Genomic DNA, 26,802 nt, shown 5'->3' on the forward strand with positions numbered 1-26,802 from the left:
TAAATTAAAGGATAATGTCGCTTGCTACTAGTTGTGGCGCTCCTACAAGCCGAATTTCAAACTCAGTCGACAGATCCCCATCAGTGCTACCTTGGAGAATACCTCCTGAATAACGGATTTGACCGGTTGCAGAGAATGCACGACTCCCGATGAAAGTGAAGGCTTGGTTGCCCTCTTTAATGGAGTTGGCGTCGATGGTAGATAGATCGATTTGCTCGCCTGCAAGGATACCGTTTCCAACAAAATCAGTGATCGCATCCCGTAACAAACCAGGTTGACTCTCGGAAACGAAGTTGAAATCGAAAACATCGTTACCCGATCCTCCAGTGAGAACATCAGTTCCACCAACACCAGTGAGGATACCACCGTTACCAAAATCACCGCTAATCGTATCATTGCCAGATCCGCCAACCAGGCTATCGTTGCCAAATCCCCCTACAAGGCTATCGTCGCCAGAACCGCCGTTAATCTTATCGTTGCCAGATACGCCGTCAATCGCATCGTTCCCTTCAAATCCGTTGATCAGATTAGGGAGAACAGAAAAAGAATTACCAAGATTGTCAGGGCGATTAGTACCGTTAATGGTTGGCATAGTGAATTTCTCCTGAATTTAGAGGGTAAAAAATTACCTCGTCACTTCCCCATTAGAAAATGGCGTTGCTGATTAAGAGGAGAAATTTGCTTTCCGCTAAAGGCAGAAAGAAAATAATTTTAAATATGAAATTTTTGAATTTCACACTTTTATTCAGCAATGCCGAGAAAACAAAGTGGAGAAATAACAAGTGGAAATATAGCAATAGCCAAATGAGTTAGGACGCTAAACGCAAAACAGATTTCATCGTTTCTCGAAGAGAATCAAACTGCTGGATTTATTTGCGAATTCGACTTTTCAGCCAAGACCAGCATTTCTCAATTCGGTTGAGGTCTGGGGAATAAGGTGGCAAATACAAAACTTCACAGCCAGCATCTCGAATCAATTGTTCAATACATCCACCTTTATGAAAGGTAGCATTGTCCATCGTCACAACCTGACAAAAGTTTGAGTACAGGGATTAAGCAAGTTTTTAGCCAGGTTTCAAACACATCTCGATTACAAGAACCTTCAATAGTGAAAACTGTATTCAGAATAACAAGAGTATGATACTACCTCAAACGTACTTTTTTCTATCTATAAGAAATAATAATTAACTCTGTTTTATTACTCTTGCCATAACAAAATATAAAATCTTTGTTCAGATAGGATTTCTTAATAAATATTGGAATAACAAGGTCATGGTAGTACAGACAATGGTACTTTTTTTTATTTTTAAAAAAAAGTGGCATTCATTTATAAAGACTGAATGCCACTTTCTATTTCTTACAATTCCTGATGACGAAGATATTTTACCCAGGTAAAGTTATCCCAGTCACAGCGATCGCGCCTGCGATCGCACTGGCGCAAAGGGAAGTAATCGCTGTCCCAAATATCCACCACGCAGCATTTGCAACGGTTTTCTTGGTTTCTTCAGCTTGCTTTTTAGCTTGCTGTTGAATCGCTTTCAAGCGTTTTTGAGTTTCTTTCTGGATGCGTTCGGCTCGTTGCAATACGCCATCCCGCGCTGATTCTATTTGGTTAATGATGCGGTTAGCATCCGCCTCGGAAATATCTTCACGAGAACTTAATACAGCAACTAAGGTGTCACGATCGAATTCGCTAAGGCGATCGCGCAATGCTTCAAATCCGGCTTGCGGATCGTCAAACACTTTCGCAAAATCTTGCTTAATCCCTTCATAGTTGAGTTCGGAACGATCTAGGGAGTTGAGATAGTTGCGAACTTTGGCAAAAACTCCATCTAGCACTGATTGCACTCTTTGCTGAATCTGTTGGAATTGTTCAACAATCGAGCTGCGAACAGAATCAATTTGATCCACAATTCGGTTAGCTTCCTCTTCTGAGATATCCTCACGTTGGGATAATAGCGCCACAATTGTCGAACGATCAAATTTCGCAGCGCGATCGCTTAGATTCCCAATTCCAGCGCGGGGAGAAGACAGCAGCAATTGTAAATCGCGTTTGATTCCTTCAGGGTTGAGTTCTTCTTTATTGGTATTACGCAGATATTCTTCGAGATTGGCTTCAAAATCTAAAGCTTGTTGAGTGGTACGCTTGGCTAAACGTCGTGGCGCTCTCAGGATATCACCAATGGCATCTTGAGCGCGATCGATGAGCTGATTAACTTGCTCTTGGCTCAAGTCGCCGCCTTGACTCACGAGTTTAACCAAGGTTTCTCGATCGACGTTAGATAAGCGATCGCGCAGTGCTAAGGCTCCGGCTTTGGGATCGTCGAGTAATTTTTCCAAATCGCCTCTGATACCTTCTGGATCGAGTTCTTCCAAGTTAGTATTGCGGAGATATTCGGCGATCGCTTTTGTAGTTTTTTCGTATTGTTCTTTCGCCTGTTGCGGTACTTGCAAAATACTATCTCGGACTGCTTCAAGTTGATCGAGAGTTTCGTTTACCTGTTCTTCGCTCAAATCTTGACGCTGACTGAGCAATTGTACTAGGGTATCGCGGTCAAATTGCGATAAGCGCGAAGTCAAAAGGCTAATTCCAGCTTGAGGATCGTCTAATAAAACTTTAAACTCGCGTTTGATAGCTTCGGGATTGAGTTCGTCTTTATTAGTATTCCGCAGATATTCTTCAACTTTTTGGCGCAGTTCATCAGCTTTTGCTTTTGCTTGTTCTTGCAATTCTCTGGCACGATTCAAGAGATTGTCGCGGTTGCGTTCGAGTTGACTAACAATATTATTAGCTTCCTCTTCGCTGATATCTTGACGCTGTTGGAGCAATTGTACAAAAGTATCGCGGTCAAATTGCCCGAAGCGGCTACTTAAATCTTCAAACCCAGCTTGTGGATCGTCCAGCAACTTGCCAAAGTCCCGTTCAATACCTTCGGGATTAAGTTCGTCTTTACCCGTTGAACGCAGATAATCTTCGATGCGGCTGCGGAAATCTTGCCCTTTTTCTCGTGCTTGAGCCTGTTTGACAGTTTCTAAAACTTCCAGGCGATCGCTTTCCATTTGTTCAGAAATTTCTTTCACCCTGGCTTCGCTAATATCACCCCGCTGCTTTAGTAAATTGGTGAAATATTCTTGATTGATTTCTTCCAACTCTCGTCTCACAGTTGTCGGTTCTGCATTTACGTCATAGATGACTTCTTTAAATTCATCTACTAGGGTAATTCGATTGAAGTGCCAAGGGAACGAATGCAATATGTACTCTTCTACATCTGCCTTAATCGCATTTTCCAGTGATATTGGTAATTTTGCAGATACTTGCTCAGTTGCTTGCTCTCTAAACTTTTGAAATTGTTCTGTGACTCGATCGACATCGATATCTTGAACTTTTTCTTTCAGCTTTTGCAACTGAGTTGTAATTTTGTTCACATCGATATTAGAAAGGTTTACCCGTTCCAAAACTGCTGGTGCAGCGGCACTTAAGCCATATCGAATAGCTTGCTTGATTACACCACTGCCATTACCACCTCCGATTGTCACCAGTTCTTGAAGCCGTTCACCCAATTGCTCAGAATTAAGTTCTTCAGGAGTAGCAGACTTGAGTAAATTAATTACTTGTTCTGTGGGATTTTTGCGATTTAAAGCTTGTTGCCACGCACCTTCAAACTGGTCAGCAATGCTATTGATGTCTTCTTTTGATAAATCACCACGGCTGCTGATTAAATCAACAAATGTTTGGCGATCAATGTTTTGCAAAAGGTCGCTGTTAGCAACAGATTGTAAGTCTGTATTCTTAAGAAGCTGGTCAAATTGACTCCGAATTTCTTTAATATCCAGCTTTGGTAATTGTAGAGAACCTAAAGAACTTTGGAGGGTATTTTTAATCCCTTCAGAATCAAAACCTGAAGTGAATTCTCGCCGGACTGCGGCTGTAATATCTTCAGCAGTAGAAACTAACTGTTTTTTCGCACTATTAGCACCGATGCCAGCAGTTGCTGTGCCCATCAGAGTTTGAAAACCAGAAGTGACAGTATTAGATATAGAACCAATTAAAGAACCTACCGCCGATGAACCCAACCAAATTACTAGTGAAAAATAGGTAGACCAAATGACTACACCAATAATTGCTCCTAAAAATGCACTTTCGATTAGGCTGAGTTTTACTGCTAAAAAACAAGCAATAAATAATGCGATGCTAACGGTTATTAACGCCCAAGCACCAACTTTAGCTTGACCTTTACGAATTTTCTTGCCCAAACTTTCCGACTCATCATCAGAATCTGAGTCAATTTCCCAAGATGAAATTCCGACAGCGACTGAAAAGTTTGTCAATAACAATTGAAAGGCAAATGCCATCAAAACCCCAGCTAGCAGTGCCACCAACAATTTAGGCCCAGAAAAAACAACTGACGCTTCTTCTGGAGTTAGTACTTCCTGAGCTAAAGTTATCGGCGCTAATCCAAAAGGTAGGCGATTCCCTTCCAAAATAGTTAAAACACCTTGAAACATAGGATTTTCTCACTTCTACTCAATTAAATACCCATTTATAAAATAGCTTATTTATCAGCTTAATTATCATTTATTGTAAGCTGGCACTTTTTTAGGTAATAGGTTAGTTTGCCAAAAGTTGTATTTAACAAAATAAACATTTCTTTTATCTCTTATCAAATAAAGTTATGTATTATTTAGGATTTATTTAATATTTTCTCAAAGAAAATTTATAAAGTAAATCTTATCAAACTGTATCTACTGATATAGCAGGTTCCAAGCAGGTGAGTTATAGTAGCAAACGGTAGAAAATAATGTTTGTTAATATCAATTTTATTGGAAAATTGGAATAATTTTTATAGAAACTTTAGAAAATAAAATATATTTTCTAATTGAGATTTAGTTACTAACTTTAGATAAAGCTACCTCTGTCTAATGATAGAGATAAAATTTCTCCCAACGATTGATGACAAATAAATAGAAACATGTATTAATAAGGGTTGTTATGAGCTATGAATTAGTAAATAATTGATTTTTGCTGAGGAGAAACAATAATGGTAGTAGGTGTAAATAAACGTGCTGTAGGTGTATTTTCTCATCGTCGAGATGTTGAAAAGGCCCTACATGAATTAAAAAAAGTTGGCTTTGACATGGACAGAGTTTCTGTCATTACCCAAGATGGAGACAGAGATGATATTGCTGGCGCGGATGTGAGCGATCGCGTTGGCGATAAATCTGACGACGGTGCTAAAGTCGGAGCAGCTACAGGCGGTGCTTTGGGCGGATTGGCTGGCTTATTAGTCGGTCTTGGCACTTTAGCAATTCCTGGAATCGGGCCAATTATGTTGGCTGGAGCCGCAGCAACTACCCTAGCTACAACTCTGGCTGGCGCTGGTATTGGTGCAGTGGCTGGTAGTTTGCTTGGTGCATTAATTGGTTTAGGAATTCCTGAAGAACGAGCTAGAGTTTACGACGAACGTGTTAAACGAGGACACTATTTAGTCATTATTGATGGTACAGATTCAGAAATACTTAGAGCAGAAGCAATTTTAAATCATCAGGGTGTGGAAGAGTTTGGCATTTACGACCACCCAGATGCGACAAATGCAACCACTGGTTATGTGACTCCAACTCCGGCTGGGGGTTATAGTGGTGTTGCAAAACGTGCGATCGGGGTATTTTCTCATCGTCGAGATGCTGAAGTAGCAATTACAGAATTGCGAGATGCAGGTTTTTCGTTGAATCAAGTCTCCATCATTGCCAAGCATACAAACGGTCAAGGGATCGCTGGTGTAGATGTAGATAGAAATGTTGGTGCTGCTAATAAAGCAGACGATGGTGCAAAAGCTGGAGCTGCTACAGGCGGTGTTCTAGGCGGCTTGACTGGCTTATTAGTTGGACTTGGAACTCTAGCAATTCCTGGAATCGGGCCAGTAATTGCAGGTGGCGCAGTTGCAACAACTTTGGCGACAACATTAACTGGTGGTGCGATCGGTGCAGCAGCGGGGAGTATTGTAGGCGCACTAGTTGGCTTGGGAATTCCTGAAGCCAAGGCGCGAGTATATAGCGATCGCTTTCAAAGAGGCGACTACTTAGTAATTATCGATGGTACGGAAGCTGAAATCCACCAAGCTGAAGCGATTCTCAAACATCGAGGTATTGAAGAATTTGCAATCTATGATGCCACAGAGATTAGTGAACATCGCCCAGGTTCCGACCGAATAACCGATCGTGATGCAGCAGTAGTCGATCCCATTCGTCCCAATTACTCAACAGAGCCTCATAAAAACGATCCTACTGTAGTCATTGTTGATCGTCGTGATGAAGTACTTTAACCCAAAGTAGTTGTCACTCACACTAATTCGACAAAATTGTAGGAGCAATAATTTGAAAGCTTTGCTCCTGACAAAAGAACTTGCTCCTCCCTTGCCGTAAATATCAACAAATTTCACTTTTCGATTGCGAATTAAACCTATGCAAAAGTTAACCCCCTTCTTAATTAGCGGCTTATTAATCTTCGGTGTTGCTGCTTGTGATAACGCTTCTAAAACAAGTGAATCTGCACCCAATAATCCTAATGAAGCTCCCCAAACACCGACTGCAAAAACAACACAAGCTTCTCAACAAGACGCACAAAGTGAAGTTCGCAGAAACCAAGCTAATTCTGATATCCGCGCCCGCGAACAGCGCAATAATACTACGGGTGGCGATACACAGCGAGCCAAAGGTGACTTAGCAAGTGAAGTTCGCTCTAAGTTGGAGGTTAACATACCAAAGAGCCAACTAACAGTTAATGCCGCAGATGGTGGAATTGTGACTGTCTCAGGAACTGTCAGCAATCAGCAGGAGTTGGCTAAAATTGAAAAATTAGCTAAGGAAATTAAAGGTGTCACCAGTGTAGTTGTGAAAGCAACAGTTGCCACAACAAAGAACTAAGGCATAACAACAAATCCAAGTGAGTAGGTAGGCGTAAAGATATTTAAATGCTCCTGCTCGGTCTGAGTGGTCAGTTAAAATTATTACTGACCACTAATAATTGACAACTGACGACCTTGAATAACTATATTTATTGATGCTCAGTTCAGTTATACAAAGTCTTGTAGTTACCAAACATAAAAACTATGGAAACCGAACAACAGCAACGTGAATCCATCAATGCTTCCTTATCACAAGATACGCTAGCACTTGAAGGTACTGATACGGCAAACTTGCCTAAGTTACCGCCAGCGCGTGAACCTGAATCTCAATGGCAGCAAATTAGCAGACAAATTTCTCAATTTTTAGAGCAACTGCCCCAATACCTAAGTGACTTTTTTCAGGACTACAAGCAGCCTTTAATAACTGTTGCTTTAATTTTGGCGGCAATTGTTACAGCACGGCTAGTACTAGCCGTGCTAGCTGCAATCCATGATATTCCACTACTAGCACCACTTTTTGAGTTAGTTGGAATTAGTTACACTAGTTGGTTTATTTTCCGTTATCTACTGAAATCTTCAAATCGGCAAGAATTAGTGGATGAAATTCAATTACTGAAAAACCAATTCGTGGGCGAGTAAATTTACTCACTATTAAACTAGGATTTCCACGGGCAAATAGAACTCGCAGCTACACAAACTATCGTCCGTCTCTACGGAATTGGGTAAAGCCTTGTATAGTTGCAGTTTCTAATTGCCCTTTTAATGTTAAGTTGACCTCAACTAAAACCCTTGTTCTACCGAATAAATGTAAATCAACAGTATTTAACCGGATTCCATTTTAGTCTTTTGGATACATCAAAAGATAGAGAACATAACATTATTTTTAAATTAAGTCACTTCTCAAGATAGTAGCTCAGAGATCAGAAACAGCCTAATCTAGTTTTTGAAGTTATTTAATACATTCTTTAACAGAGGACATAAATTATGGCTAATGAAGCAGTTAAGAGAGATACAGATTCATCTGATAGAGCGGAAGTCGATACATACGATCGCGGTATTATCCCCGCCGAAACCGCTGCTCGAATGGAAAGAGAAGGAGATAAGTACAAAACACGTCCCACGGAAGAACAGGAAGCAGATGCACCTACTGACGATCAAACCGATTCAGAAAGTATACGCACCACTGACGGCTATACCGTGGACAGAGAAGGTTTGTCTAATAACTATGCAATTGAACCGGAAATGTATTACGAAGAACCGGGTGATGCACGCCAGCAAGCGGCAGAAGATAGGCAACAACGTATCGAAGAACTTGGAGAAGTTAATCAGGATGAGGAAGGCAAGTTGACAGAAAAGGGTGACAGCCGCGGTAGGGGCCCAGGAATAATTTAATTAACAACTATCCTTTTGCTGGGTGCAATTACACGTAATAAGGCTAAATAGGTGGTTTCTAGAGACGCAATTATTGCGTCTCTAATTTTTTATATTGTGTCCGGTTAAAGACTTACCATTAAGACCACAGAGGGGCAGGGTTTTTGGGCTTTCTGCATAGATTTGGGAATTATACGAAGTTACCAGATACTATATTACATATAATACAATACAGTTCAGTTAAGCCTAAAACTCAACTTATACGTAAGTTGGGGAGCCACTGCGTTGCGGGGGTTCCCCCCGTTGTTCGCGCAGCGTCTCCCCTTCTCCCAAAGGGAGAGGCTAGCGCCAAGGGAGAAGCAAGTGGCGTTTGAGGAACGAAACCCAACACTTGCATGACTTTGTTGGATTTCACTTCGTTCTACCCAACCTACAATTTTCTTAACTACATTTATTATGAGTCGAAACAATCGCATTGTCAGTCGAAACAATTGCATTGTCAGTCAAAACAATTGCATTGTCAGTCGAAACAATTGCATTGTCAGTCAAAACAATCGCATTGTCAGCCGAAACAATCGCATTGTCAGTCGAAACAATCGCATTGTCAGGCGAAACACTTGTGTGTACACCGTAAGCAAACTCTTAGGAAGTTTAACCCAGCAGAATTAATGCCATAGACCACTAGATAATCAGTGGCTCAAGTTCACGATTATGCCATTGCCGCTGATACCATTCGGTAACTAAAGGACGGACAATAAACTTGGGCTGTCCATCGCCTTTAACGTCAATACGTAAACCTGAATAAGGTCGTCGCTTTTGAAAACCTTGACCGTTGCGACCGATGAACAGATGCGATCGCGCCACTAATCTATTTTCATTCCCAAAAGTCTCCATCAAATCTGCTCCCTCAATCCGTTGGCGTCGCAAACTAAATCCGCTACCGCCACAAACAATCCAGTGAATATGAGAATCAGCGTGTCCCGTATCCATTGTTTCCAGGTGTTCTAAGCAGTGTGCGTGACCGTTTAATACCAAATCGACCAAAGGACGACCCTGAGTTAAGGAACCGATTTCTTTAGCTACCGCATCCAGCACGCCACGCAGGCGATCGCGAACAATTAGAGTTTGTGCTTGTTGCCACTTCGTCGCCTCAGTTACATAAGGTGGATGATGGAAATAAATTATCCTTCCCCGAACTTCAGAATTATTCCAAGATTCAATTAATCTTTGCTTGAGCCAATCCAGTTGTTCAGTGTCAGTCAGCGTTGTTTTATTAGTAGCTAGTTGCTTATCGATATCAACAATAATTTCTTCAATTTGTGACAGCTTGGCATGGAAGTCGTCTAATTGATCGGCTTCATTAGGGTTTTCGGGACGAAGTTTGGCTGAAGTTTCAATGATTTGCTGCTTTTCTTGCTCGTAATCTTCACGGCGTTTTTCTAAGAGTTTGCGATCGGCATCACCTTTTTTTGTTTTCGGTAGCGGTGGTGGATCGTTAAATGTATTAGAATCCAAAGCAAAGAAATCAATACCGCCATAACGAAAAGTGTAATAGCGATTGGGAAGACGGGTAAAGTGCCCAGGTTGATATGAAAGACAACGACCTGTATCTGTCTTGGCTGTGTAGTGCCGATCTAAGTGACTAGCTAACTCTCCTGGAAGCTGAAACGCCTTCAGATAGTCGAGAAATGCCTTTGCGTAAGCGTCACCGCATCCTGAGCCATGCAAGCCCACATCTAGGTCTAACCGCGATCGCAACAGGTGACGAATGGGTAATGTTGTTAGGGATGCCAGAGTCAATAAAATCGGCAAGTTATAGTAATCGTGATTTCCCGGCACAGGTAAAATGGGCAGCTTAAAAACCATCTGGTCGTAAGCAATCTGTTTGCAATGCTCTGTGCCCAAGAGAAACTCTCGGTAAGGCTGGATGAAGTTTTGCTGGTAGTATTCACTCGATCCCACTAAATAAATCACATCCCCCGTATGCAGCATAAACCGGGATTCCTTGTGATGGGGCAGCATAAGTTCAGCCACCTGTCGCTGGGGATTGTGTCCCCGGTGACTGCCGGAACCACTATCACCGACAACTAAAAATGAGAACTCAGAATTGTCTGTTTGACCATCTTCCAAAACCAGCCGAGTTTGGTCAATATCCCGTTCCACAATTAACGGATCTTGCCAGCGTACCCGCTGATTCATTTTACGAATTTTGTTAGCGATCGTTGGATCAGATACAAGTTTCAATGCAACCTACTCCTGAGTTTTCAATTGAAGGGGAGCAGGGGAACAGGGGTAGTTGCAGTAAATTTTTACCCTTTACCCCTTTGCACCTCTGCCTCTTGTGCCCAATGACAGCAGTTGCTCCACTTGGGGAAACCCCAAGACCGCACTGCCTCCCCCATGCTCCCTGCCCTCATTCTCCTGCTGTATCTTTCATCTCAATAGTCAGATTAGGAAGTCCCTCTAGTTTTTCGGTAGGCTCAACTTCTTCTACTAATGGCACAAAAATTCTTAAGCCTGCTGGTACACACTTAATTTCTACAGGTGTTGTGCCTACTATTTCACCATCTAGAACAACTTTTTGTGGTGGGTTAGTCGTAATTTTAAATTGTTTAGCTCGCAGGAAGCCAATATCATCCCGGTCTACGGCGTTACCTGTAGAAGCCGTTTGAAATAAATGAAATGTGGCTGCGATCGCTCCTGCCTTGTTAGCTGGAGCTACAATCGTTAAATCTAGTAACCCATCATCATAAATCAAACCTGCTGGGCCTTGAGCCAAAACTGAAGTGGGAGGTGCGGCATTTGCTACCGTTACTGCACAGGCACTAGTTTTAATTATCCTGTCTTCAGTTTCAATTTCAACATCAAAGTTATGTAAGCTTCTTAATTGCTGGATTCCTGCCAAAACGTAGGCCATCATCCCAAAGCGATTCTTGGCGTTTCGGTCTGCCAATTCTACAGTTTCAGCTTCAAAGCCAATACCTGCCAAGAGTACCATTGGCCGATCGTTGCAATAGGCTACGTCTACATGGGTGGTTGCTCCCTGCAAAATTGCCTGACACGCACCTGGGATCGTGTCAGGAATTCCTAAAGCTGTGGCAAAAGCGTTCGCAGTTCCTCTGGAAATGATCCCAAATGGGATATCAGTTCCCACTACAGCCGCCGCCGCTATTGAGAGAGTACCATCCCCCCCGGAAGCAATGATTGCATCTACTCCTCGCTCTACAGCTTGATATGCCAGTTGGTCAGCATCGATTTCTTCAGTTGTAAAATAAATATCTAGAGCGATATCTGGCTCTAATATTGCCCGAATTTCTGCTAGCTCTGTATCTGGGTCGCCCTGACCCGCAACAGGATTGAAGATGAGACAGGCGGAACGATTCATAAGGTAAATAATTAGGCTTGGATAACTAATGAAGATAGCAAATTATTCTTAGCATTCCTGTAAATTTTCAACTTCCCTTTTGGGGCTGAGTTTTTTAGATATAATATTGACCAAGTTGAGCGCGATGTGCCATCGCATTACACACTGCTAACTAGATTTGGTTATTTCCCAAAATTTGGTGGCTGAAACTTGAGATGTTGCGATCGCCATTGTGAGAGATCGCAACATCTTTTAGTTATAAAAAAGGCAGAAAGTTGATTAATACGATTATCTATATATGATTTCATCGGCTATATTTAATTTATCGAGTCGCCCTTCATCAAACATTTAAAGTTTTCGCTTGATTATTTGAGACAGTAAGAGTAGCTCCTCTAAGCTTCTACTGCATTCCAAGTGAATCAACTGACCAAGCCAAAGCGTAACTTATATCGCCATTGACCTTTGGAACAGCTATTTGAAAGTGAGGATCACCAATTTGAAATCTGACTCCTTGACACATCCTTACTCAAATCTTTCTTGCGATTAGGGTTGCGTTTATCTAGGGATTCACATCTTTTATACTCTAGGGTAAGGCTTTCTTGCACCCCGTTTTGAATAAGTAACTCAATATCCTCCTCTTCCCAATCCCAAGCATCTTTCATTACTAAATACTTTCGTAAGGATTCAAATTCACTTTAGCAGCCTGATTGCGCGAACAGCCCAACTAGATAGCAAAACACCTGCTTTTACCTCTAATCTTTGGGACTTATTGATTGCTCATCAGTGCTATCGCCCGCGTGTATGGGAATCCTGGGAAGCTGAGTTGTATGAAGCAACTTGCAACCCAGGTTGCGATCGCCATCCAACAGTCAGAACTTTACAAATAGCTACAAATACTCAACGCTGAATTAAAACACTGCGTTCAAGAACGGACTCAAGAGTTAGCTAAAGTGCGCTCACAAGGAGCAATGAAAATTCCTTTTCCCCATTCCCCATTACCCCTTATCCCCAGAGAGGACCCCACCTTCCCCACTCCCTTTTATTATTTGAGATTACTCAAACAAGCTTTTGGTAAAGAATTGTAATCCAAAATCCCAAATCCAAAACCCAAAATTCGTATGAGTCCCTGACTACGGTAGTCTAGATGAGAGTGAATTTATCGCCTCCTTTGATATATTGTTTTATGACTTCAATTATTTCTAGTCCCCCACGCACTATTCGGATTGGTTCGCGCAAAAGCCAACTTGCTCTGGTTCAAACCTACTGGGTACAAGAGCAACTCAAGAATCGCTATCCAGATATCACTTTTGAAGTCCACACCATGTCTACCCAAGGCGATAAAATCTTGGATGTAGCATTAGCTAAGATTGGCGATAAAGGACTTTTCACTAAAGAACTTGAAGTTGGAATGCTCAATCAAGAGATTGACTTTGCCGTACATTCTCTCAAGGATCTGCCGACTCACTTACCAGAAGGGTTAACGTTAGCAGCAATTACTGAACGAGAAAACCCAGCAGATGCATTAGTGGTGCATGAAAAGCACAAAGATAAACAAATCGATACGTTGCCAGAAGGAGCGGTAATTGGTACATCTTCGCTGCGGCGGTTAGCACAGTTACGCCATCACTTCCCCCACTTTGCCTTTAAGGATGTGCGGGGAAACTTAATTACACGGTTGGCAAAACTGGATACAGGCGAATACGATGCTTTGATTTTAGCAGCAGCAGGGTTAGAGAGATTGGGAATGGGCGATCGCATTCATCAAGTCCTACCCAAAGAAATTTCCCTCCACGCTGTTGGACAAGGAGCTTTGGGGATAGAATGCCGTGCTGATGATAGTGAAGTGCTATCTCTACTCAAAGCAATTGAACATACCGAAACACGCGATCGCTGTCTCGCCGAACGATCTTTTCTCCGCTCTCTAGAGGGCGGATGTCAAGTACCTATCGGTGTAAATACAGAAATATCTGGTGATAATTTGACCTTAACCGGGATAGTCGCCAGTGTAGATGGTCAAAAATTCGTCAAAGATACCGTCACCGGAATTGCTAACAACGCCGAAGCACTAGGCATAGAACTAGCAGAACTGTTGCGACAACAGGGCGCGCAAGAAATTTTATCAGAAATTTTTGCGGTGATTCAGCGCGGTTCCTAAGCAATTGGGCAAGCCGATGTGATTAGATAATAATTGATCGCCGTTGCACTGATGTGCCAGACGCGACTTGTCGCGTTGGTCGGGATTTCAGAAAGTTAATTTGACAATATAGACTCAGGGAAGCAAAAATTACCATGCGGATTCTATTTGTTGCAGCAGAAGCAGCACCCGTTGCGAAAGTAGGAGGAATGGGTGATGTTGTCGGGGCATTACCCAAAGTCCTGAGAGAAATGGGGCATGATGTGCGGATATTCTTGCCTTACTACGGCTTCCTGCCAGACAAAATGGAAATTCCCCAAGAACCGATCTGGTGGGGAGATGCCATGTTCCAGCACTTTGCAGTATACGAAAGTGTTCTGCCTGGTACTGATGTTCCCTTGTACTTATTTGGACATCCGTCCTTCATGCCCCGCCGCATCTATTCTGGAGATGATGAAGATTGGCGGTTCACATTGTTTGCTAATGGTGCAGCCGAGTTTGCCTGGAATTACTGGAAGCCAGAAATTATCCATTGCCACGATTGGCATACGGGGATGATTCCGGTGTGGATGCACCAAGATCCTGATATCAGCACAGTGTTTACCATCCATAATCTGGCTTATCAAGGACCGTGGCGTTGGTATTTAGAGAAAATTACTTGGTGTCCCTGGTACATGCAAGGACACAACGTGATGGCGGCGGCGGTACAATTTGCCAACAAGGTAAATACAGTTTCGCCCACTTATGCCGAGCAAATCAAGACACCTACTTACGGTGAAACATTAGAAGGTTTGCTGTCCTTTATTAGCGGTAAATTATCTGGGATTATCAACGGTATTGATACTGAGGTATATAACCCAGAAAATGACAAATATATTGCCCAAACCTTCACTGCTGATACTTTAGATAAACGCAAAGCCAACAAAATTGCTTTGCAAGAAGAACTAGGGTTAGAAGTCAACTCCAAAGCCTTCTTCATTGGGATTGTGACACGATTAGTGGAACAAAAAGGCATTGATTTGATATTACAAATCCTCGATCGCTTCCTATCTTATACAGATGCACAGTTTGTGCTGTTAGGAACAGGCGAACGCTACTATGAAACTCAGATGTGGCAATTAGCATCCCGCTTCCCCGGACGCATGGCAACTTACTTACTGTATAACGATGCCCTGTCTCGCCGCATCTACGCTGGTACTGATGCCTTCTTAATGCCTAGTCGTTTTGAACCTTGCGGTATCAGCCAAATGATGGCTTTGCGCTACGGTTCTGTACCCATTGTCCGCCGCACAGGTGGATTAGTTGACACCGTAACCCATCACGACCCCGAAAATGCCGCAGGCACCGGTTATTGCTTTGATCGCTATGAACCGCTAGACCTTTTCACCTCTATGATCCGGGCTTGGGAAGGCTTCCGTTTCAAACCGCAATGGCAAGAACTACAAAAACGGGGCATGAGTCAAAATTTTAGTTGGTATCAATCTGCCAAGCAGTACGTGAACTTGTACAAGTCAATTTACGGTTTGCCAGAAGAAGAAGAGAAGACACCAGAACCAGAGTTAGTTTTAAACGAAGCAGTCACCAGTAGCAAGTCCTGAACCGCCAATAGAGGCGTACATCTGTACGCCTCTACTCCTAACTCCTAACTCCTAACTCCTAATATCATGTCCGCTTGATTTACTAATTAAATCCGAAGAACCCCACCCCTTAATCCCCTAAAAGCTTGCGGAGCTACGGTGGTGTCCACAAGTCTCTTGACCTGCAATGCCAATGCATCGACTGACAATGCCATTGCATCGACTGACAATGCCAATGCATCGGCTGACAATCCATTGCATCGACTGACAATGCCATTGCATCGGCTAACAATGCCATTGCATAATTATCTAGACTTAATATAACTCCTAACTTCTAACTCCTAACTATTGAGTACTTGTTGCTTTCGCCCTAATTAACCAATCACGATCGCGATCGCAAATTTCCCGACCGGATGAGTCTCCTAAGCGTTCTAGTGCTAATAAACAAGCGTATTTTAAATCCCAAATTGGCGTATTGAGGCAAATTTTAATTTCAGGAATTGCTCGTGAATCACCCAATTCACCAAGAGCGATTGCACACGCCGCACGAGATTTCTGAAACTGGGGTTCGCGGTTGTGCAGGTTTTCTACTAACAAATTGTAGGCGGGAGCATATTTGAGCCAGCCGAAAAGTTTCATCACATGATAATGGGCACCATAATCGTTATATGCCTTGTCCGAATAAGTTGCTAAAAGCGCTGCTGGTGCTTCTTGTGCATAGATATCCAATAAAGTTTTTGTCGCTAAATAGCAACGTCCAAAATCGGTTTCGTAGAGTTCGTTAATCACAAAATCTAGAACAGGGGTAGCATCATACTCATGTACTAGATCGAGGTCGTTGGGATGATCGTAGAGTACTTGCTCTAAGTAAGGTTGAATTTCTGTAAAGGTAATTTCACCACTGGGAACGCCTGCATCCAATAGCATCCGCAATCCTCGCAACCGAAACACCAGAGATACAGGACAACGGGCAATTTCTGGGATGGCTTTGTAGTAGCGGGAATCAATCAGGTCTTGAATACAACCACGTCGTGCATTGACACTGGAACTTTGTAGTAGCGCTATCACCTCAGTAATTTGGGAATAGTCACCCGTGAACCGACAAACTGTAGCGATCGCTGCACTACGGGTAGGTTCATCCTCAACTTGGGTAAACTTCCGTACACGTTCTAGGGACGGCTGATAGTCAGCGTTAGCTAAAGTGTGAATAATGACTCGATAGATTTGACCTGGTTTATCCAGCAGTTGCGCTACCTCTTCGAGAATTTCTGGATCTTTAGTCCCAATTTCTCCAATTGCCCACACAGTATTTTCAACAGTATAAATATCATCATCTTTAAGGCACTGCCGAATTACAGGTAAAGCTGATTGGACCTGCAATCGCCCCAGACTTTCCACAGCTTTGCGTCGGACAATGCGGTGGTCTAACTCATCAGGGTTACTGGTTTCAATCGCCCGCACCAAAGCCGCGATCGATTGCTCAGTCGAGAAGTTAATTAAATGGGAAACAGCAATATACTTATCAGAAGCGTCTTCGAGTTGTTCTAATGGTGTATCAATAATTGCGATCGCTTCTTCTTCTGTTAGCCCAAACATTTTAAAAAAACGTTTATCCATTAATCTATAAATTGCTCTTGGATAATTGCTTAGAGATTACTTTTACTATCGTACTAGGGACTGGCTACTAGTGATTGGGGACTGGGAAGATAAAGCCTTGACGGGGCGAGTACAAAATACAAATGTTTGGCTGAGGTAGAGCCAAACAAACCAAAAGAGCGCATCATTGCCCTCAAAAAAGCTGTACAAAAAAGCTATTCATCTTCATCTCCTGATGGTCGTTCGCTGTCGCTTTGTTGGATGTTCCACTCTAAAACAATACGCTCTAGCATTTCAGCCTGTGTACAGTGATTTACAGCAGCGTATTGCTTAATTAGCTTTGTTACTTTAGGACTAATGTGGCGTATATCTAGTGCGTTGTTTCTTGTCGTTTCCACGATCTTTTTCCAGAATATTTAGGCAGTTTTGCTGTTTTTATTCCCATTGCAGCCGCTACGTTGGTTAGGACATACAGCAAAATTCAGAATTCACAATTCAGGAGTCAGAAGTAAAACAGGCTTTATATCTGGCTTTGAGACGAATCTTTGTGTACTTCATTAACTTGACATCTGCTGTAACTGTAAGGGTTTGCTATAGGAATGCCCAAATCAATCACTTCCTTATATTCTAAATCCTAACTAAGATAGCGACTGCTTATACTTGTGGGAGACATTTTCCCACTGGAGGAAACATCTTGAGCAGTTTTTGCAAAGTGCTAAACTATGCTACGCCTACACACTTGCAATCTAAAAATCTTAAAAGACTTATCAGAAATGTAATTGGGTTCAACTTTTGAAGATTTACGTCAAAAAGCTTTACCAGTGGTAACGCGATCTGAGAAGATCGTAATATATGCATTTGTCAACTATTAGTTCAGTTGCCTCTTGCTAATTGTTCAGTTTTATGTAACAGCTAAGTGTTAGTCTTTAGCGAGTAACCAAATACAAACATTTTTGGGAACACTGACTACATATCATTCATATAAACACGCATTTAGGAAACAAAACTTATGGATGAAACCTCAGAACTCACAACAACCAATAACGTAACCGCTCAAGATGTAGCAGAAGTGATTGCAGAACTTGAGCAATATCGGGAACGTCTAGTTCAAGAAACTACGGAAACGGCAAAACGGGCTAAGTTGATGAGAGTAAGCGTTGTGGCAAAACTGGAGCCTGAGCTTGCCAAGATTGATTCTGCCCTCCAGGAACTCCGTAATCAACAGGCTGCCCTGAGTGGCAGCAACTAGTCATTTGTCTTGATAATTTAGCTAGAAGTTAATATGCTCAACTCCGAAACTCAATCCGGGGCAGATTCGTTAAACCTGTTCCATGCAGAAACTGATGCTTTATTTGCAGTAGTGAGCGAGCAATTAAGCTTAAATACCTTCAACTCGGATGACCAAGAGCTACTAAAGCGGATGGTTGAGAGTATGGGAGACTCACGGGGCATGGTTAGGTTGAGTTTTGCAGAGGCTTTGGGTAAAATCGGCAAACCAGCGACCCCTTTATTGATGGAAGCTGTGGCAAGTCATCCAAACCCAGTTGTGCGGAGAGCTAGCGCTAAAACCTTGACACTTATTGCTGACCCGATCACAGTTCCCACTTTGGTCAATGCCCTCTTAAATGATGAAGATATGGTGGTCAAAACCTCGTCGGTGGGGGGGCTTGCCAAAATAGGTGAGGCAGCTGTACCAGCATTGCTGAAAATCTTAGCGTCAACTGAGTATCCAGAAAGTGCCAAAGGTCATGCGGTATGGGCGTTGGGATTTATTGGGGCAGAAGCGAAGGAGCATTTATATCGCGAGATTAATTCCGACTCGGCTGAAGTTCGGGCTGCGGTGGTGGGTGCGATCGCTAAAATTGCTCAAGAAGGCACTGAAGAAGGAGCATTTAATATTTTAATTAACGCCCTCAACGATCCATCTGAAATTGTCCGGTGTGAAGCAGCAGCAGCTTTGGGTAGCCTGACCTATAGATCGGCAATTCCTAGCCTTGTTGAATTACTGCATCATCCCGATTGGGAAACTCGAAAAGCAGCAGCTTTGGCATTGATGAAGATTGGCGACGGTGCTGCTTTAGAACCCCTGCAAGCCGCATTAACTCAGGAAGAAGAAGCAGGGGTTCAGGCAGTCTTTAAGTTGGCGATTTCTCAAATAGAGAGGCAGTTAGAGGAAGAAGCTTGGGAATAAGGCTATGGACATTTCTGACTTGAGCGAATAATTAGCGATCGCTACTATCTGTTATATTTAATCACTTGATCTAATCGCGGCAAAGCACTCACCGCTGACTCTCGAACATACGGATCGACAGATTCATTATTTGTCAATTCTGTCAGTACTTCCACCCCTCGGATATCGCCCATCGAACCGAGTGCATTGACGATCGCCACAGCCACCGCAACATTATCTATTTTTTTCAGAGCTTCAGTCAAAATCTCAAAGGCAGGAGAACCAATCTCACCCAGTGCCATTACTGATGCAATATAAACAACTGGATTTGGGTCATTGAGCGCTGTTTGCAATCCCTGTAAGCCCTCAGATGGGAAGGGAACATCGGGATGATTAGCAGCAACCTGTGCTAAAGCCTTAGCACAACTACCCCGAATGGTCGCATTATCACTATTTACTAATGACTCTACCAGTAGCGGTACAGCATCTGTACCAATAGCACCCAGTGCTTTTACCGCAGCTCGACGATAGGTGACATCTTCTTCATCTAAAATACCCATCAGCCGAGGAATCGTATTTTCATCACGGACATCAGCCAGTTCCCACATGGCTCGTTCCCGCAAATTGGGGTTGGGGTGTTTTAACTGTGCAAATAGAGTATCTATTGTCATAAAAGAAAATTTCCCTGTTTAAATCCCCCAAGTTCAATCATTAATTACGAATTACGAATTTATACTGAGCCAAGTCGAAGTATTACGAATTACGAATTACGAATTAGTAATAACAGAGGGACTCTTGGTCAATCACTCAACCTGATACAGGCAAAGCAACGGACTGAGAGTCCCTGAGTTTTAGAGTATGACGATCGCTCGTCTACGTCTAGTCAATCCCTATGACTATGAAAGGGAGTTGATTACGTAGTCGAGGAGATTGCGGAACTCAACCAACGCTTGAGGAGAGAAGTCGCGAGGAGCGCAAGCGCGATCGCGAGTATAAGTCAACGCGGTAACGTAAGGAGCAGTGGGCAGATTCAAAGAGCGATAAACTTCGCGAGCACCTGCAATACCCCACTCATCTAGAGGCCCAGTACCGCCCACAACTAAGCTGTAGTTGATCAAGCGTAGGTAGTGCTTGATGTCGCGCAGGCACTTGTCTTTCTTAACTTGAGTGTCGCCAGCTTCACCTTCTTGGCTCAGGAAAGGATATTTCTTGAACGCAGCATCATAACCTTCTTTAGCTACGTTATCGATACCAGAAGCTAGCTTTTCAGCAGCTTCTAGACGAGCATTAGCACGCTGAATGCTACCTTGAACGGATTCTAGATCGGAGGTGGTTGGAAAACGACCTGCTGCATCAGCAGATCCAATAACTGTAGTGATAACTGATTTCATTGCTTTTTATACTCCAGATTAGATTTGATCGAGTTTTAATTTCAGTTTGCTTGGCTAACAGCCTTTAGCCATGAGCGATTAGCTCAAAGCAGAAATAACGCGATCGAAGTAGCTAGCAGCTTCAGCAGCTAGAGCAGAGCAGTCGCCTTGAACAACTTCTTGTTTACGAAATTTTTTACCAGCGTTAGCTTCAGTATTGGTGTTGGTGATGTGAGCGACACTGATAGCCTTCAGGATTTGGAAAGCCCGTACAGAAGAGCCAGTGGGTACGCCCAAAGCTGTGTAGGTTTCTTTCAAACCGTTCAAAGCACGATCGTCCAATACGGAAGAATCACCAGCCAACAGCGCATAAGTTACATAGCGCAGAACGATTTCAGCATCACGCAAGCAAGCAGCCATCCGACGAGTCGGATACAAGTTACCACCAGCTTGAATCAAACCTGTGTTTTCACAAGCAATCCCAGCAATGGCATCAGAAACCGCACAGCTAGCGTTGCTGGCGATCGCATTCACTGCATCAAGGCGCTTGTTGCCTTCAGCGATGAAAGACTTCAGGGCTGCCAAGTCAGCACCACCGATAGGAGCGGTTTTGGCATCAGCCGCAATTACAGCTCTGGAAAAAGCATCAAGAACCATGAGTTCTCCTTAATATTCACAAATGGCGGATATTATTTTTGGCGTGTTCTCGATCAGGTTAACTGTGAGTAGCCAAACAAAAACATAGGTGATCAACAGTACCCTAGTCTTTACTATGAGAGACAAAGTAATAATCTGTAATATTTACTTATATTTGGCTTTCCCGATCAAAAAATCAAAATTTAGCAGAAATTGGGCAAAAAAATTAAGACTTACGCATTTTGATGGAACTCTGCCATTGCGTAAGTCTTAAGGAAAAAATCTTATTTTTTGCTGGATCAAGCTTGTTTCAGTAGATGTTTGACCAAATTATCTTTCACCATCATCTGCCGTAAAACTTCTAGTAAAAATTCTTGAGCCTCTTGTTGACTCAAACTTTTTACCTGGTCTTTCAAATTTTGTAAGCGAAATTGTTGTTCTAAAGTTAATTCGACTGGAAAGTCCATCATTCACTCCTGTGATTGACTGATTTGAAGGGTATTTGTTGTTAATGGAAGACAATCGTTTTTTACTAGGTTAGCACTTGAGTAGTAAAATGTCTATATTGTCAAGCCATAAAGAATCAAGCTCATAAAAGTTTACAATTACATAACAATCACCTCCGTCTCTCCCTTTCTAGGGTGTTTGTTAAAGCTGACCACTAATCGCTGTAATGTTTAGAATGTTTATATACCAACTACTCTAAAAACAAAGAACAAGGTAAACATCATCCGCAGGAGCAATAAGTAGGAGTCAGAAGATTGATAGACGCAATGGAATTTTTTCAGCTAAGTGCTGGTAAATGGCGATCGCAACGTGCAACTCATCATCTGGCGTTTAAGCGCTCAGAGACGGGAGAATCGGATATACAGGTAGAAACTCTAGATGCTGATCATCCAGAAATCATTGAACTGTGCCGATATCATGAGATTGACCCCAGCCTTTCAGTCGGTGGCTCGCGTGTGCGTTGGCTAGGGACAATGGCTTGGGATCGAGAGGATGAGGAGAATCATCAGGGGAAAACCATATTTGCGATCGTGCCTGATGGGGATAACCCAAGGCAAGGCAAATTACTCCGTGAAAGAGGTTACGCCGAAATAGTGCCTGTAGTCGGTCTTTTTCACATGGATGATGAAGATGGACTGGTGTTGACAACCGAATATGAAACAATGAGTTCCATTGAGCGATTCTGGTTCGCTAGCCCAAATATGCGAATGCGAACCAGTACAGTCAAACGGTTTGGCGGCTTTAGCACCGCATCGTTTTGTACCGAAAGCCGCATTGAAACTTCTGGTGAGGCTTCCAGCACAGAAGAAGTAACAGAAAGACAAGGAGCGGATGTTTTGGAAAAGAGACAGTTTTATTCAGTTTTGGGCTGGTGAATTATCTCAAGCAGAGCGATGCTTTGACTCGTGGGCAAGATTATCTGCGTCTGGTACAGGGACTTGCCCTAGAACCGGGTATGGTGGATATGTTTGATAACCTGCGCGATCGCATCCCCATTTGCACTTGGATCGGCGAGAATATTAACACTGTAAACGCTCAGATCAACGCCTATCTAGAAGTTTGTCATGAGTGCTTTCATCCCCAAGAGCGTCGCCAAATCCAAATTTTTGCAGTTCCCATAGCTCAATCCTTCGGGATAGATGGGCTGTGCAATATTCTCACAAACCCAATCACTATTCTGGTAGATGTTGGTCGAGTTGCACCTAGAGATTGGTTTGGTGTAGTTGTCCATGAATACGCTCATGCCCATCTAGGAGAGTTTGGTCACAATGAGCAGTTTGCTAGCATCCTATCTCATCTATGCTTAGGACTGGGATTGGAACCACCCTACTGGCAGGCAGGAATGGAAGCAACTTTGCGTAGCTGGCCTCACTGTAAATCAACTATAGATCCCCTGGAATTTTGGATAGGTCGCTGAGTCGCCGAGGAGGCAGGAGGCAGGAGGCAGGAGGCAGGAGGCAGAGGGTATAGATGAGGGAGAATAACTAATGCAATGCCCAATGCCCAATGCCCCATTAATTTGTTTTGCTAAATGTTAAAAATTATTGCTTCAGTTCAAAAAGGTGAAACTGAATCTCCTAATCTAAAATATGTGAATAAAGTTTTTTTAGTCATTTTAGTCATTTACGTAGTTATTAAGCTGAAAGCCCAACTCCCTATTTATTGATTAGCTATGGGTTGAATCCAGCAGGCTAATCATTTATCCTATGAATACTTAAATTCCCTTAGTTAAGTTTCGTGAAATTTTATCAGAATCTGAAGTTATGATACAACTACTCCCTTAATATGTGATTAAAAGTTGTTAACTTTAATTAAGAACATGGAGGCTTTAGAGTGGCAATTCCTCTGTTAGAATATGACCCTTCAAGTCAAAATCAGCGTGTAGCTGCATACGAAGTACCGGGTGATGAACAGCCCAGGATTTTTAATACCGACAATATACTTTCTCCGTCAGATTTAGGTGATTTGATCGAAGCAGCATATCGTCAAATTTTCTTTTATGCTTTTGCTGCCGATCGCGAAACATATTTAGAGTCTCAACTCCGTAATGGACAAATTACAGTACGGGACTTTATTCGGGGTTTGGTGCTTTCTAATACCTTTAAGAAAAGCTTCTACGACCTCAACAATAATTATCGCTTTGTTGAGCAAGTAATTCAGCGGGTTCTAGGACGCGATCCCTACAATGAGCGGGAAAAAATCGCCTGGTCAATTGTAGTCGCTACCAAGGGTATTGTAGGCTTTATTGATGAAGTGCTCAACACCGAAGAGTACCTGAGCAATTTTGGATACTCCACAGTGCCTTATCAACGCCGTCGGATACTGCCATCCCAATCTCAGGGTGAGTTACCATTCAACATCAAATCTCCGCGATACGAAGATTACCACCGTGCCAAACTGGGTTTCCCCCAAATCATTTGGCAGGTCGAAGTACGCAGATTCCTCCCACAAGAGCAAAAAGTAAAGGCTGGAGATCCATCTCTATTCCTGAGTATGGCACAAAATATCAATGCAACTGGCAATGCTCCACAACGGATCTCGCCATACAACATCGATATCGAAAAGTCTGTACCTTATCGGCAACTGTCGGGAATTAAATAACGATTTTTGGTCGGTGGCTGGCTAGTACATCCATTTGATAATTTTATAGCGTGCATAAGTCTTGGGTTATGTAGGAGTTTTATTTAGATATAACTAAGTGAAACAGACTCTATCCCATGTCTAATGCACGCTAGTTGTTAATTGGTAATTGGGCATTGTGCATTAGGTATGGTTTTTTTCAATGCTCGATGTGTTTAAAACGGGGATAGTTTCAGGCGTGGATGAACTTAAAGTGTAGTTCGTCTTTTTAGCATCTCTAAAAGTTTCGTAAAGTGGGCGGGAGGAGTAGCTGTCACCTCAATCAACTCCTCAGATAGGGGATGCTGCAATTTGAGTCGCCAAGCATGTAGTGCTTGACCAGGCAAATTTACTCCCACTGAATGGCCAGAACTATAAACTGGGTCGCCGACAATGGGATGACCTATTTTGCTGCTGTGGACACGAATTTGATGAGTGCGTCCAGTTTCTAATTGAAAGTGAATTAAGGTGAAGTTACCAAGGCGTTCTAATACTTTCCAGTGAGTGACGGCGACTCGTCCGCCTTGTTCAACAGGCATAACAGCCATTTTTTTGCGGTCTTGGGGATGGCGACCAATGGGCAAGTCTATGGTGCCACTTTCAGTTTTTGGCGCACCGTAAATTATGCCCAAGTATTCTCGTCGTGCAGTTTTTGCTTTGAGTTGTGCTTGTAGATGATGATGAGCAATATCTGTTTTAGCGATCGCGATCGCGCCCGTAGTATCCTTATCCAATCGATGGACGATTCCTGGACGTTGGACTCCGCCAATTCCTGGTAAATTGGGACAGTGAGCCAGCAGGGCATTTACTAAAGTACCATCTGGATGACCGGGCGCAGGATGGACAACTAAGCCTGCGGGTTTGTTGAGAATAAGTAACTGGTTATCTTCATAAAGGATATCTAAGGGGATATCTTCTGCTTGCAGTTCTAAAGGTTGAACTTCTGGTATTTCGAGAATGATGCGATCGCCTACCTTGACATTGATCTTCTTAGATGTGCAAACTTGATCGTTAAGTTGGACATTACCCTGTTCGATTAACTGTTGGATGCGGGAACGAGATAAGTCTGGTAATTCTTGGGAAAGGTAACGGTCGAGGCGATCGCCTTTGGTGTTGACGCAGTGTATCGTACTCTTAAGGGGAAGCAAGCTAGGTGTAGCATCCTCTAGATGAGAAGACAAGCGTTCGCCCTTGGCGTTGGCGTTCGCGTAGCGTGTCGCAGACAAGCCATCACTATTTTCTTGGATTTGTAAATTAAATTCGGTCACAATTGCTCTAGATTAATTCCCGTTCTTTAAGTAAAGCGCGGAATCCTTTTAGTTGGCTTCAAAATTGGCTATCCTGGGGATGCGATCGCTTAAATTCTCTCAAAATTTGCCATTACAACATTACGATACTCATCTCTTAGCTGCAAATCCTTGACTTCTCATCCTCTTCCTTCGTGTTCTCTGTGCTTCTGTGGTAGCCTGCGGCAAGCCGAAGCGTCTACGTTATTCTAAATTTATAACTTCTTGCGGCAACTCAAATAAACCATCTTCCCCAGCTTCAAAATCAATCACCTGATACACAGCATCAATATTTAATTCACCATAAACATGAGGAAATAATTCCCCTATTTCAGCAGGTTGATAGCGAATTTCAGCTTGGACTTTTTCAGAATCAATAAAAAGTAGTACCAATTCTTTTTGATTATCAAAAAATCTATTTGCAACTTTGAGTATTTGCGTTGATTTTGAACAATGTATAAAACCTTGACTGTCTAACGAATCAGCGCGATATCTACCAATATTTTTTGCTTGTTCCCATTGTTGGCGTTTGGTAATGTGGAGAATGGTGTTCATAGAAAATTTTGGAATTACTGCGGATTGTAATATTTTTAGGAAATCTTCTAAATGTGTAAAGTCTCTAATTACTTTGGTAGCGCCTAAATTTGTTAATTTATTATCACCTATTCCAATAAAAGCAATATTCAAACGATAGGCTGCTTTTACATCCCAAACACCATCACCTACAAAAATAACTTTCTGGAATTTTTCAACTTGATAAACATTCTCCGCTTTGATAATAGCTGTCTTAATAATATCTTCTCGCGAAAGTGCATCATTCGCTGAAGCCAACGGAATGCCTTCTATTTGTAAATTAGCTTTTTGAAGTTTTAATTTAGCAGATTCACGCCAACCACCAGTTGCGATCGCAACACACCAATCAGGGTCTAGCTGTAATTTAGCTAACACATTTGTAGAACCAGGAATTTCGCTGAATAAATCTTGGTTATTAATAAACGCTTCCTGGAGTAGACCAATAAAACGTGCTTTAAGTCTGACTAACTCTTCATCTGAAGGAAGACGTTCTAATTTTTCCTTGAAAATTTGCTGGGTAATTCCAGAATCTGTGGTGTATGCGTATTCAGACCAATTTGTATTTATACCAAAAATACCAAATTCCAATGCAAAAGCACGTACAAAACAATTTTCATCAATTTGGTTAGTATTTGTTAGTGTACCATCAATATCAAAAACGACTAATTTCATACAAGCGATCGCTCTACAACATTAT

Annotated in this window: 24 protein-coding genes and 2 pseudogenes; 12 read left to right on the forward strand and 14 right to left on the reverse strand. The window is 42.5% G+C overall.

The annotated features are described in order from the left end of the window. Positions 1-4 precede the first annotated feature (4 nt). The 3 genes and pseudogenes from V7L12_RS10365 to V7L12_RS10375 all read right to left on the reverse strand — a co-directional run bounded on the left by V7L12_RS10365 (position 5) and on the right by V7L12_RS10375 (position 4,506). Positions 5-592, reverse strand: coding sequence for a hypothetical protein (locus tag V7L12_RS10365; protein ID WP_335084241.1), 588 nt, complete (start codon positions 590-592; stop codon positions 5-7). A gap of 277 nt (positions 593-869) precedes the next feature. After that, positions 870-1,113: pseudogene (locus V7L12_RS10370) on the reverse strand (transposase); the annotation flags it as partial. A 270-nt stretch (positions 1,114-1,383) separates the two neighbouring features. Further along, positions 1,384-4,506, reverse strand: a complete 3,123-nt coding sequence (locus V7L12_RS10375) for an MFS transporter (protein WP_335084242.1) — start codon at positions 4,504-4,506, stop codon at positions 1,384-1,386. Positions 4,507-5,039: 533 nt separating this feature from the next. On the opposite strand from V7L12_RS10375, the gene V7L12_RS10380 reads away from it, so the two are divergent. From V7L12_RS10380 to V7L12_RS10395, 4 genes are all read left to right on the forward strand, one after another. Further along, complete coding sequence (locus tag V7L12_RS10380) at positions 5,040-6,320, forward strand: histidine kinase (protein WP_335084243.1); 1,281 nt, start codon at positions 5,040-5,042, stop codon at positions 6,318-6,320. A 139-nt stretch (positions 6,321-6,459) separates the two neighbouring features. Then, entirely contained in the window at positions 6,460-6,921 is a 462-nt protein-coding gene (locus V7L12_RS10385) for a BON domain-containing protein (protein WP_335084244.1), read from the forward strand. A gap of 185 nt (positions 6,922-7,106) precedes the next feature. After that, positions 7,107-7,541, forward strand: a complete 435-nt coding sequence (locus V7L12_RS10390) for a CAAD domain-containing protein (RefSeq protein ID WP_335084245.1) — start codon at positions 7,107-7,109, stop codon at positions 7,539-7,541. Positions 7,542-7,886: 345 nt separating this feature from the next. Further along, positions 7,887-8,294 carry a hypothetical protein gene (locus tag V7L12_RS10395; RefSeq protein ID WP_335084246.1) on the forward strand — a complete coding sequence of 136 codons (408 nt, stop codon included), beginning with the start codon at positions 7,887-7,889 and terminating at the stop codon, positions 8,292-8,294. Between the two features lie 660 nt (positions 8,295-8,954). Here V7L12_RS10395 and V7L12_RS10400 read toward each other — a convergent pair. Then, positions 8,955-10,517 (reverse strand): metallophosphoesterase family protein, encoded by a 1,563-nt coding sequence (locus V7L12_RS10400; protein WP_335084247.1) that lies wholly within the window; start codon positions 10,515-10,517, stop codon positions 8,955-8,957. A gap of 169 nt (positions 10,518-10,686) precedes the next feature. Continuing rightward, the gene (locus tag V7L12_RS10405) at positions 10,687-11,658 is read right to left on the reverse strand and encodes a YegS/Rv2252/BmrU family lipid kinase (protein ID WP_334822566.1); all 972 of its coding nucleotides are present in this window, start codon (positions 11,656-11,658) and stop codon (positions 10,687-10,689) included. A 1,162-nt stretch (positions 11,659-12,820) separates the two neighbouring features. Here V7L12_RS10405 and hemC point away from each other — a divergent pair. The 3 genes from hemC (at position 12,821) to V7L12_RS10420 (ending at position 15,672) form a co-directional block, all read left to right on the forward strand. Continuing rightward, positions 12,821-13,792: a hydroxymethylbilane synthase gene (gene hemC / locus V7L12_RS10410; protein WP_335084248.1), complete on the forward strand. Its 972-nt coding sequence runs from the start codon at positions 12,821-12,823 to the stop codon at positions 13,790-13,792. 134 nt (positions 13,793-13,926) lie between these two features. Further along, positions 13,927-15,369 (forward strand): glycogen synthase GlgA, encoded by a 1,443-nt coding sequence (gene glgA, locus V7L12_RS10415; protein ID WP_335084249.1) that lies wholly within the window; start codon positions 13,927-13,929, stop codon positions 15,367-15,369. A 141-nt stretch (positions 15,370-15,510) separates the two neighbouring features. After that, on the forward strand, positions 15,511-15,672 hold the full coding sequence (locus V7L12_RS10420; protein WP_335084250.1) for a hypothetical protein: 162 nt from the start codon (positions 15,511-15,513) through the stop codon (positions 15,670-15,672). A gap of 21 nt (positions 15,673-15,693) precedes the next feature. Here V7L12_RS10420 and V7L12_RS10425 read toward each other — a convergent pair whose 3' ends face one another. Then, the gene (locus V7L12_RS10425; protein WP_335084251.1) at positions 15,694-16,965 is read right to left on the reverse strand and encodes a HEAT repeat domain-containing protein; all 1,272 of its coding nucleotides are present in this window, start codon (positions 16,963-16,965) and stop codon (positions 15,694-15,696) included. Positions 16,966-17,159: 194 nt separating this feature from the next. Continuing rightward, positions 17,160-17,342, reverse strand: a complete 183-nt coding sequence (locus V7L12_RS10430; RefSeq protein ID WP_335084252.1) for a hypothetical protein — start codon at positions 17,340-17,342, stop codon at positions 17,160-17,162. Positions 17,343-17,953: 611 nt separating this feature from the next. On the opposite strand from V7L12_RS10430, the gene V7L12_RS10435 reads away from it, so the two are divergent. Both V7L12_RS10435 and V7L12_RS10440 read left to right on the forward strand, forming a co-directional pair. Then, positions 17,954-18,193 (forward strand): hypothetical protein, encoded by a 240-nt coding sequence (locus tag V7L12_RS10435; RefSeq protein WP_335084253.1) that lies wholly within the window; start codon positions 17,954-17,956, stop codon positions 18,191-18,193. 33 nt (positions 18,194-18,226) lie between these two features. Next, on the forward strand, positions 18,227-19,135 hold the full coding sequence (locus V7L12_RS10440) for a HEAT repeat domain-containing protein (RefSeq protein ID WP_335084254.1): 909 nt from the start codon (positions 18,227-18,229) through the stop codon (positions 19,133-19,135). A 44-nt stretch (positions 19,136-19,179) separates the two neighbouring features. Here V7L12_RS10440 and V7L12_RS10445 read toward each other — a convergent pair whose 3' ends face one another. From V7L12_RS10445 to V7L12_RS10460, 4 genes are all read right to left on the reverse strand, one after another. Further along, a complete protein-coding gene (locus V7L12_RS10445; protein ID WP_335084255.1) occupies positions 19,180-19,785 on the reverse strand; it encodes a HEAT repeat domain-containing protein in 606 nt (201 codons plus the stop codon). Positions 19,786-20,010: 225 nt separating this feature from the next. Further along, positions 20,011-20,505, reverse strand: coding sequence for a bleomycin hydrolase (locus V7L12_RS10450; RefSeq protein WP_334822599.1), 495 nt, complete (start codon positions 20,503-20,505; stop codon positions 20,011-20,013). 78 nt (positions 20,506-20,583) lie between these two features. Then, positions 20,584-21,141: a bleomycin hydrolase gene (locus tag V7L12_RS10455; RefSeq protein WP_335084256.1), complete on the reverse strand. Its 558-nt coding sequence runs from the start codon at positions 21,139-21,141 to the stop codon at positions 20,584-20,586. Positions 21,142-21,419: 278 nt separating this feature from the next. After that, complete coding sequence (locus V7L12_RS10460) at positions 21,420-21,590, reverse strand: NblA/ycf18 family protein (protein WP_012410163.1); 171 nt, start codon at positions 21,588-21,590, stop codon at positions 21,420-21,422. A 303-nt stretch (positions 21,591-21,893) separates the two neighbouring features. On the opposite strand from V7L12_RS10460, the gene V7L12_RS10465 reads away from it, so the two are divergent. The 3 genes from V7L12_RS10465 (at position 21,894) to V7L12_RS10475 (ending at position 24,228) form a co-directional block, all read left to right on the forward strand. After that, on the forward strand, positions 21,894-22,502 hold the full coding sequence (locus V7L12_RS10465) for a phycobiliprotein lyase (protein ID WP_375472206.1): 609 nt from the start codon (positions 21,894-21,896) through the stop codon (positions 22,500-22,502). Beyond that, complete coding sequence (locus tag V7L12_RS10470; RefSeq protein ID WP_335084257.1) at positions 22,499-23,044, forward strand: hypothetical protein; 546 nt, start codon at positions 22,499-22,501, stop codon at positions 23,042-23,044. Before V7L12_RS10465 ends, V7L12_RS10470 begins: the two co-directional genes overlap by 4 nt. 416 nt (positions 23,045-23,460) lie before the next feature. Further along, positions 23,461-24,228: a phycobilisome rod-core linker polypeptide gene (locus tag V7L12_RS10475; RefSeq protein WP_335084258.1), complete on the forward strand. Its 768-nt coding sequence runs from the start codon at positions 23,461-23,463 to the stop codon at positions 24,226-24,228. Positions 24,229-24,455: 227 nt separating this feature from the next. Here V7L12_RS10475 and V7L12_RS10480 read toward each other — a convergent pair whose 3' ends face one another. The 3 genes and pseudogenes from V7L12_RS10480 to V7L12_RS10490 form a co-directional block, all read right to left on the reverse strand. Then, positions 24,456-25,394 carry an RluA family pseudouridine synthase gene (locus tag V7L12_RS10480; protein WP_442947883.1) on the reverse strand — a complete coding sequence of 313 codons (939 nt, stop codon included), beginning with the start codon at positions 25,392-25,394 and terminating at the stop codon, positions 24,456-24,458. A 342-nt stretch (positions 25,395-25,736) separates the two neighbouring features. Next, positions 25,737-26,087 (reverse strand): DUF952 domain-containing protein, encoded by a 351-nt coding sequence (locus tag V7L12_RS10485; RefSeq protein ID WP_335084429.1) that lies wholly within the window; start codon positions 26,085-26,087, stop codon positions 25,737-25,739. A 120-nt stretch (positions 26,088-26,207) separates the two neighbouring features. Next, positions 26,208-26,777: pseudogene (locus V7L12_RS10490) on the reverse strand (HAD family hydrolase); the annotation flags it as partial. Positions 26,778-26,802: the final 25 nt, after the last annotated feature.

This window comes from Nostoc sp. (assembly GCF_036918245.1).
Classification (GTDB): Bacteria; Cyanobacteriota; Cyanobacteriia; order Cyanobacteriales; family Nostocaceae; genus Nostoc.

Excerpts from the sequence above, each read along its gene's own strand:
- V7L12_RS10365 (WP_335084241.1), bottom strand. The coding sequence starts at position 592 with ATGCCAACCATTAACGGTACTAATCGCCCTGACAATCTTGGTAATTCT.
- V7L12_RS10375 (WP_335084242.1), bottom strand. The coding sequence starts at position 4,506 with ATGTTTCAAGGTGTTTTAACTATTTTGGAAGGGAATCGCCTACCTTTT.
- V7L12_RS10380 (WP_335084243.1), top strand. The coding sequence starts at position 5,040 with ATGGTAGTAGGTGTAAATAAACGTGCTGTAGGTGTATTTTCTCATCGT.
- V7L12_RS10385 (WP_335084244.1), top strand. The coding sequence starts at position 6,460 with ATGCAAAAGTTAACCCCCTTCTTAATTAGCGGCTTATTAATCTTCGGT.
- V7L12_RS10390 (WP_335084245.1), top strand. The coding sequence starts at position 7,107 with ATGGAAACCGAACAACAGCAACGTGAATCCATCAATGCTTCCTTATCA.
- V7L12_RS10395 (WP_335084246.1), top strand. The coding sequence starts at position 7,887 with ATGGCTAATGAAGCAGTTAAGAGAGATACAGATTCATCTGATAGAGCG.
- V7L12_RS10405 (WP_334822566.1), bottom strand. The coding sequence starts at position 11,658 with ATGAATCGTTCCGCCTGTCTCATCTTCAATCCTGTTGCGGGTCAGGGC.
- hemC (WP_335084248.1), top strand. The coding sequence starts at position 12,821 with ATGACTTCAATTATTTCTAGTCCCCCACGCACTATTCGGATTGGTTCG.
- glgA (WP_335084249.1), top strand. The coding sequence starts at position 13,927 with ATGCGGATTCTATTTGTTGCAGCAGAAGCAGCACCCGTTGCGAAAGTA.
- V7L12_RS10425 (WP_335084251.1), bottom strand. The coding sequence starts at position 16,965 with ATGGATAAACGTTTTTTTAAAATGTTTGGGCTAACAGAAGAAGAAGCG.
- V7L12_RS10435 (WP_335084253.1), top strand. The coding sequence starts at position 17,954 with ATGGATGAAACCTCAGAACTCACAACAACCAATAACGTAACCGCTCAA.
- V7L12_RS10440 (WP_335084254.1), top strand. The coding sequence starts at position 18,227 with ATGCTCAACTCCGAAACTCAATCCGGGGCAGATTCGTTAAACCTGTTC.
- V7L12_RS10445 (WP_335084255.1), bottom strand. The coding sequence starts at position 19,785 with ATGACAATAGATACTCTATTTGCACAGTTAAAACACCCCAACCCCAAT.
- V7L12_RS10450 (WP_334822599.1), bottom strand. The coding sequence starts at position 20,505 with ATGAAATCAGTTATCACTACAGTTATTGGATCTGCTGATGCAGCAGGT.
- V7L12_RS10455 (WP_335084256.1), bottom strand. The coding sequence starts at position 21,141 with ATGGTTCTTGATGCTTTTTCCAGAGCTGTAATTGCGGCTGATGCCAAA.
- V7L12_RS10460 (WP_012410163.1), bottom strand. The coding sequence starts at position 21,590 with ATGATGGACTTTCCAGTCGAATTAACTTTAGAACAACAATTTCGCTTA.
- V7L12_RS10465 (WP_375472206.1), top strand. The coding sequence starts at position 21,894 with ATGGAATTTTTTCAGCTAAGTGCTGGTAAATGGCGATCGCAACGTGCA.
- V7L12_RS10485 (WP_335084429.1), bottom strand. The coding sequence starts at position 26,087 with ATGAACACCATTCTCCACATTACCAAACGCCAACAATGGGAACAAGCA.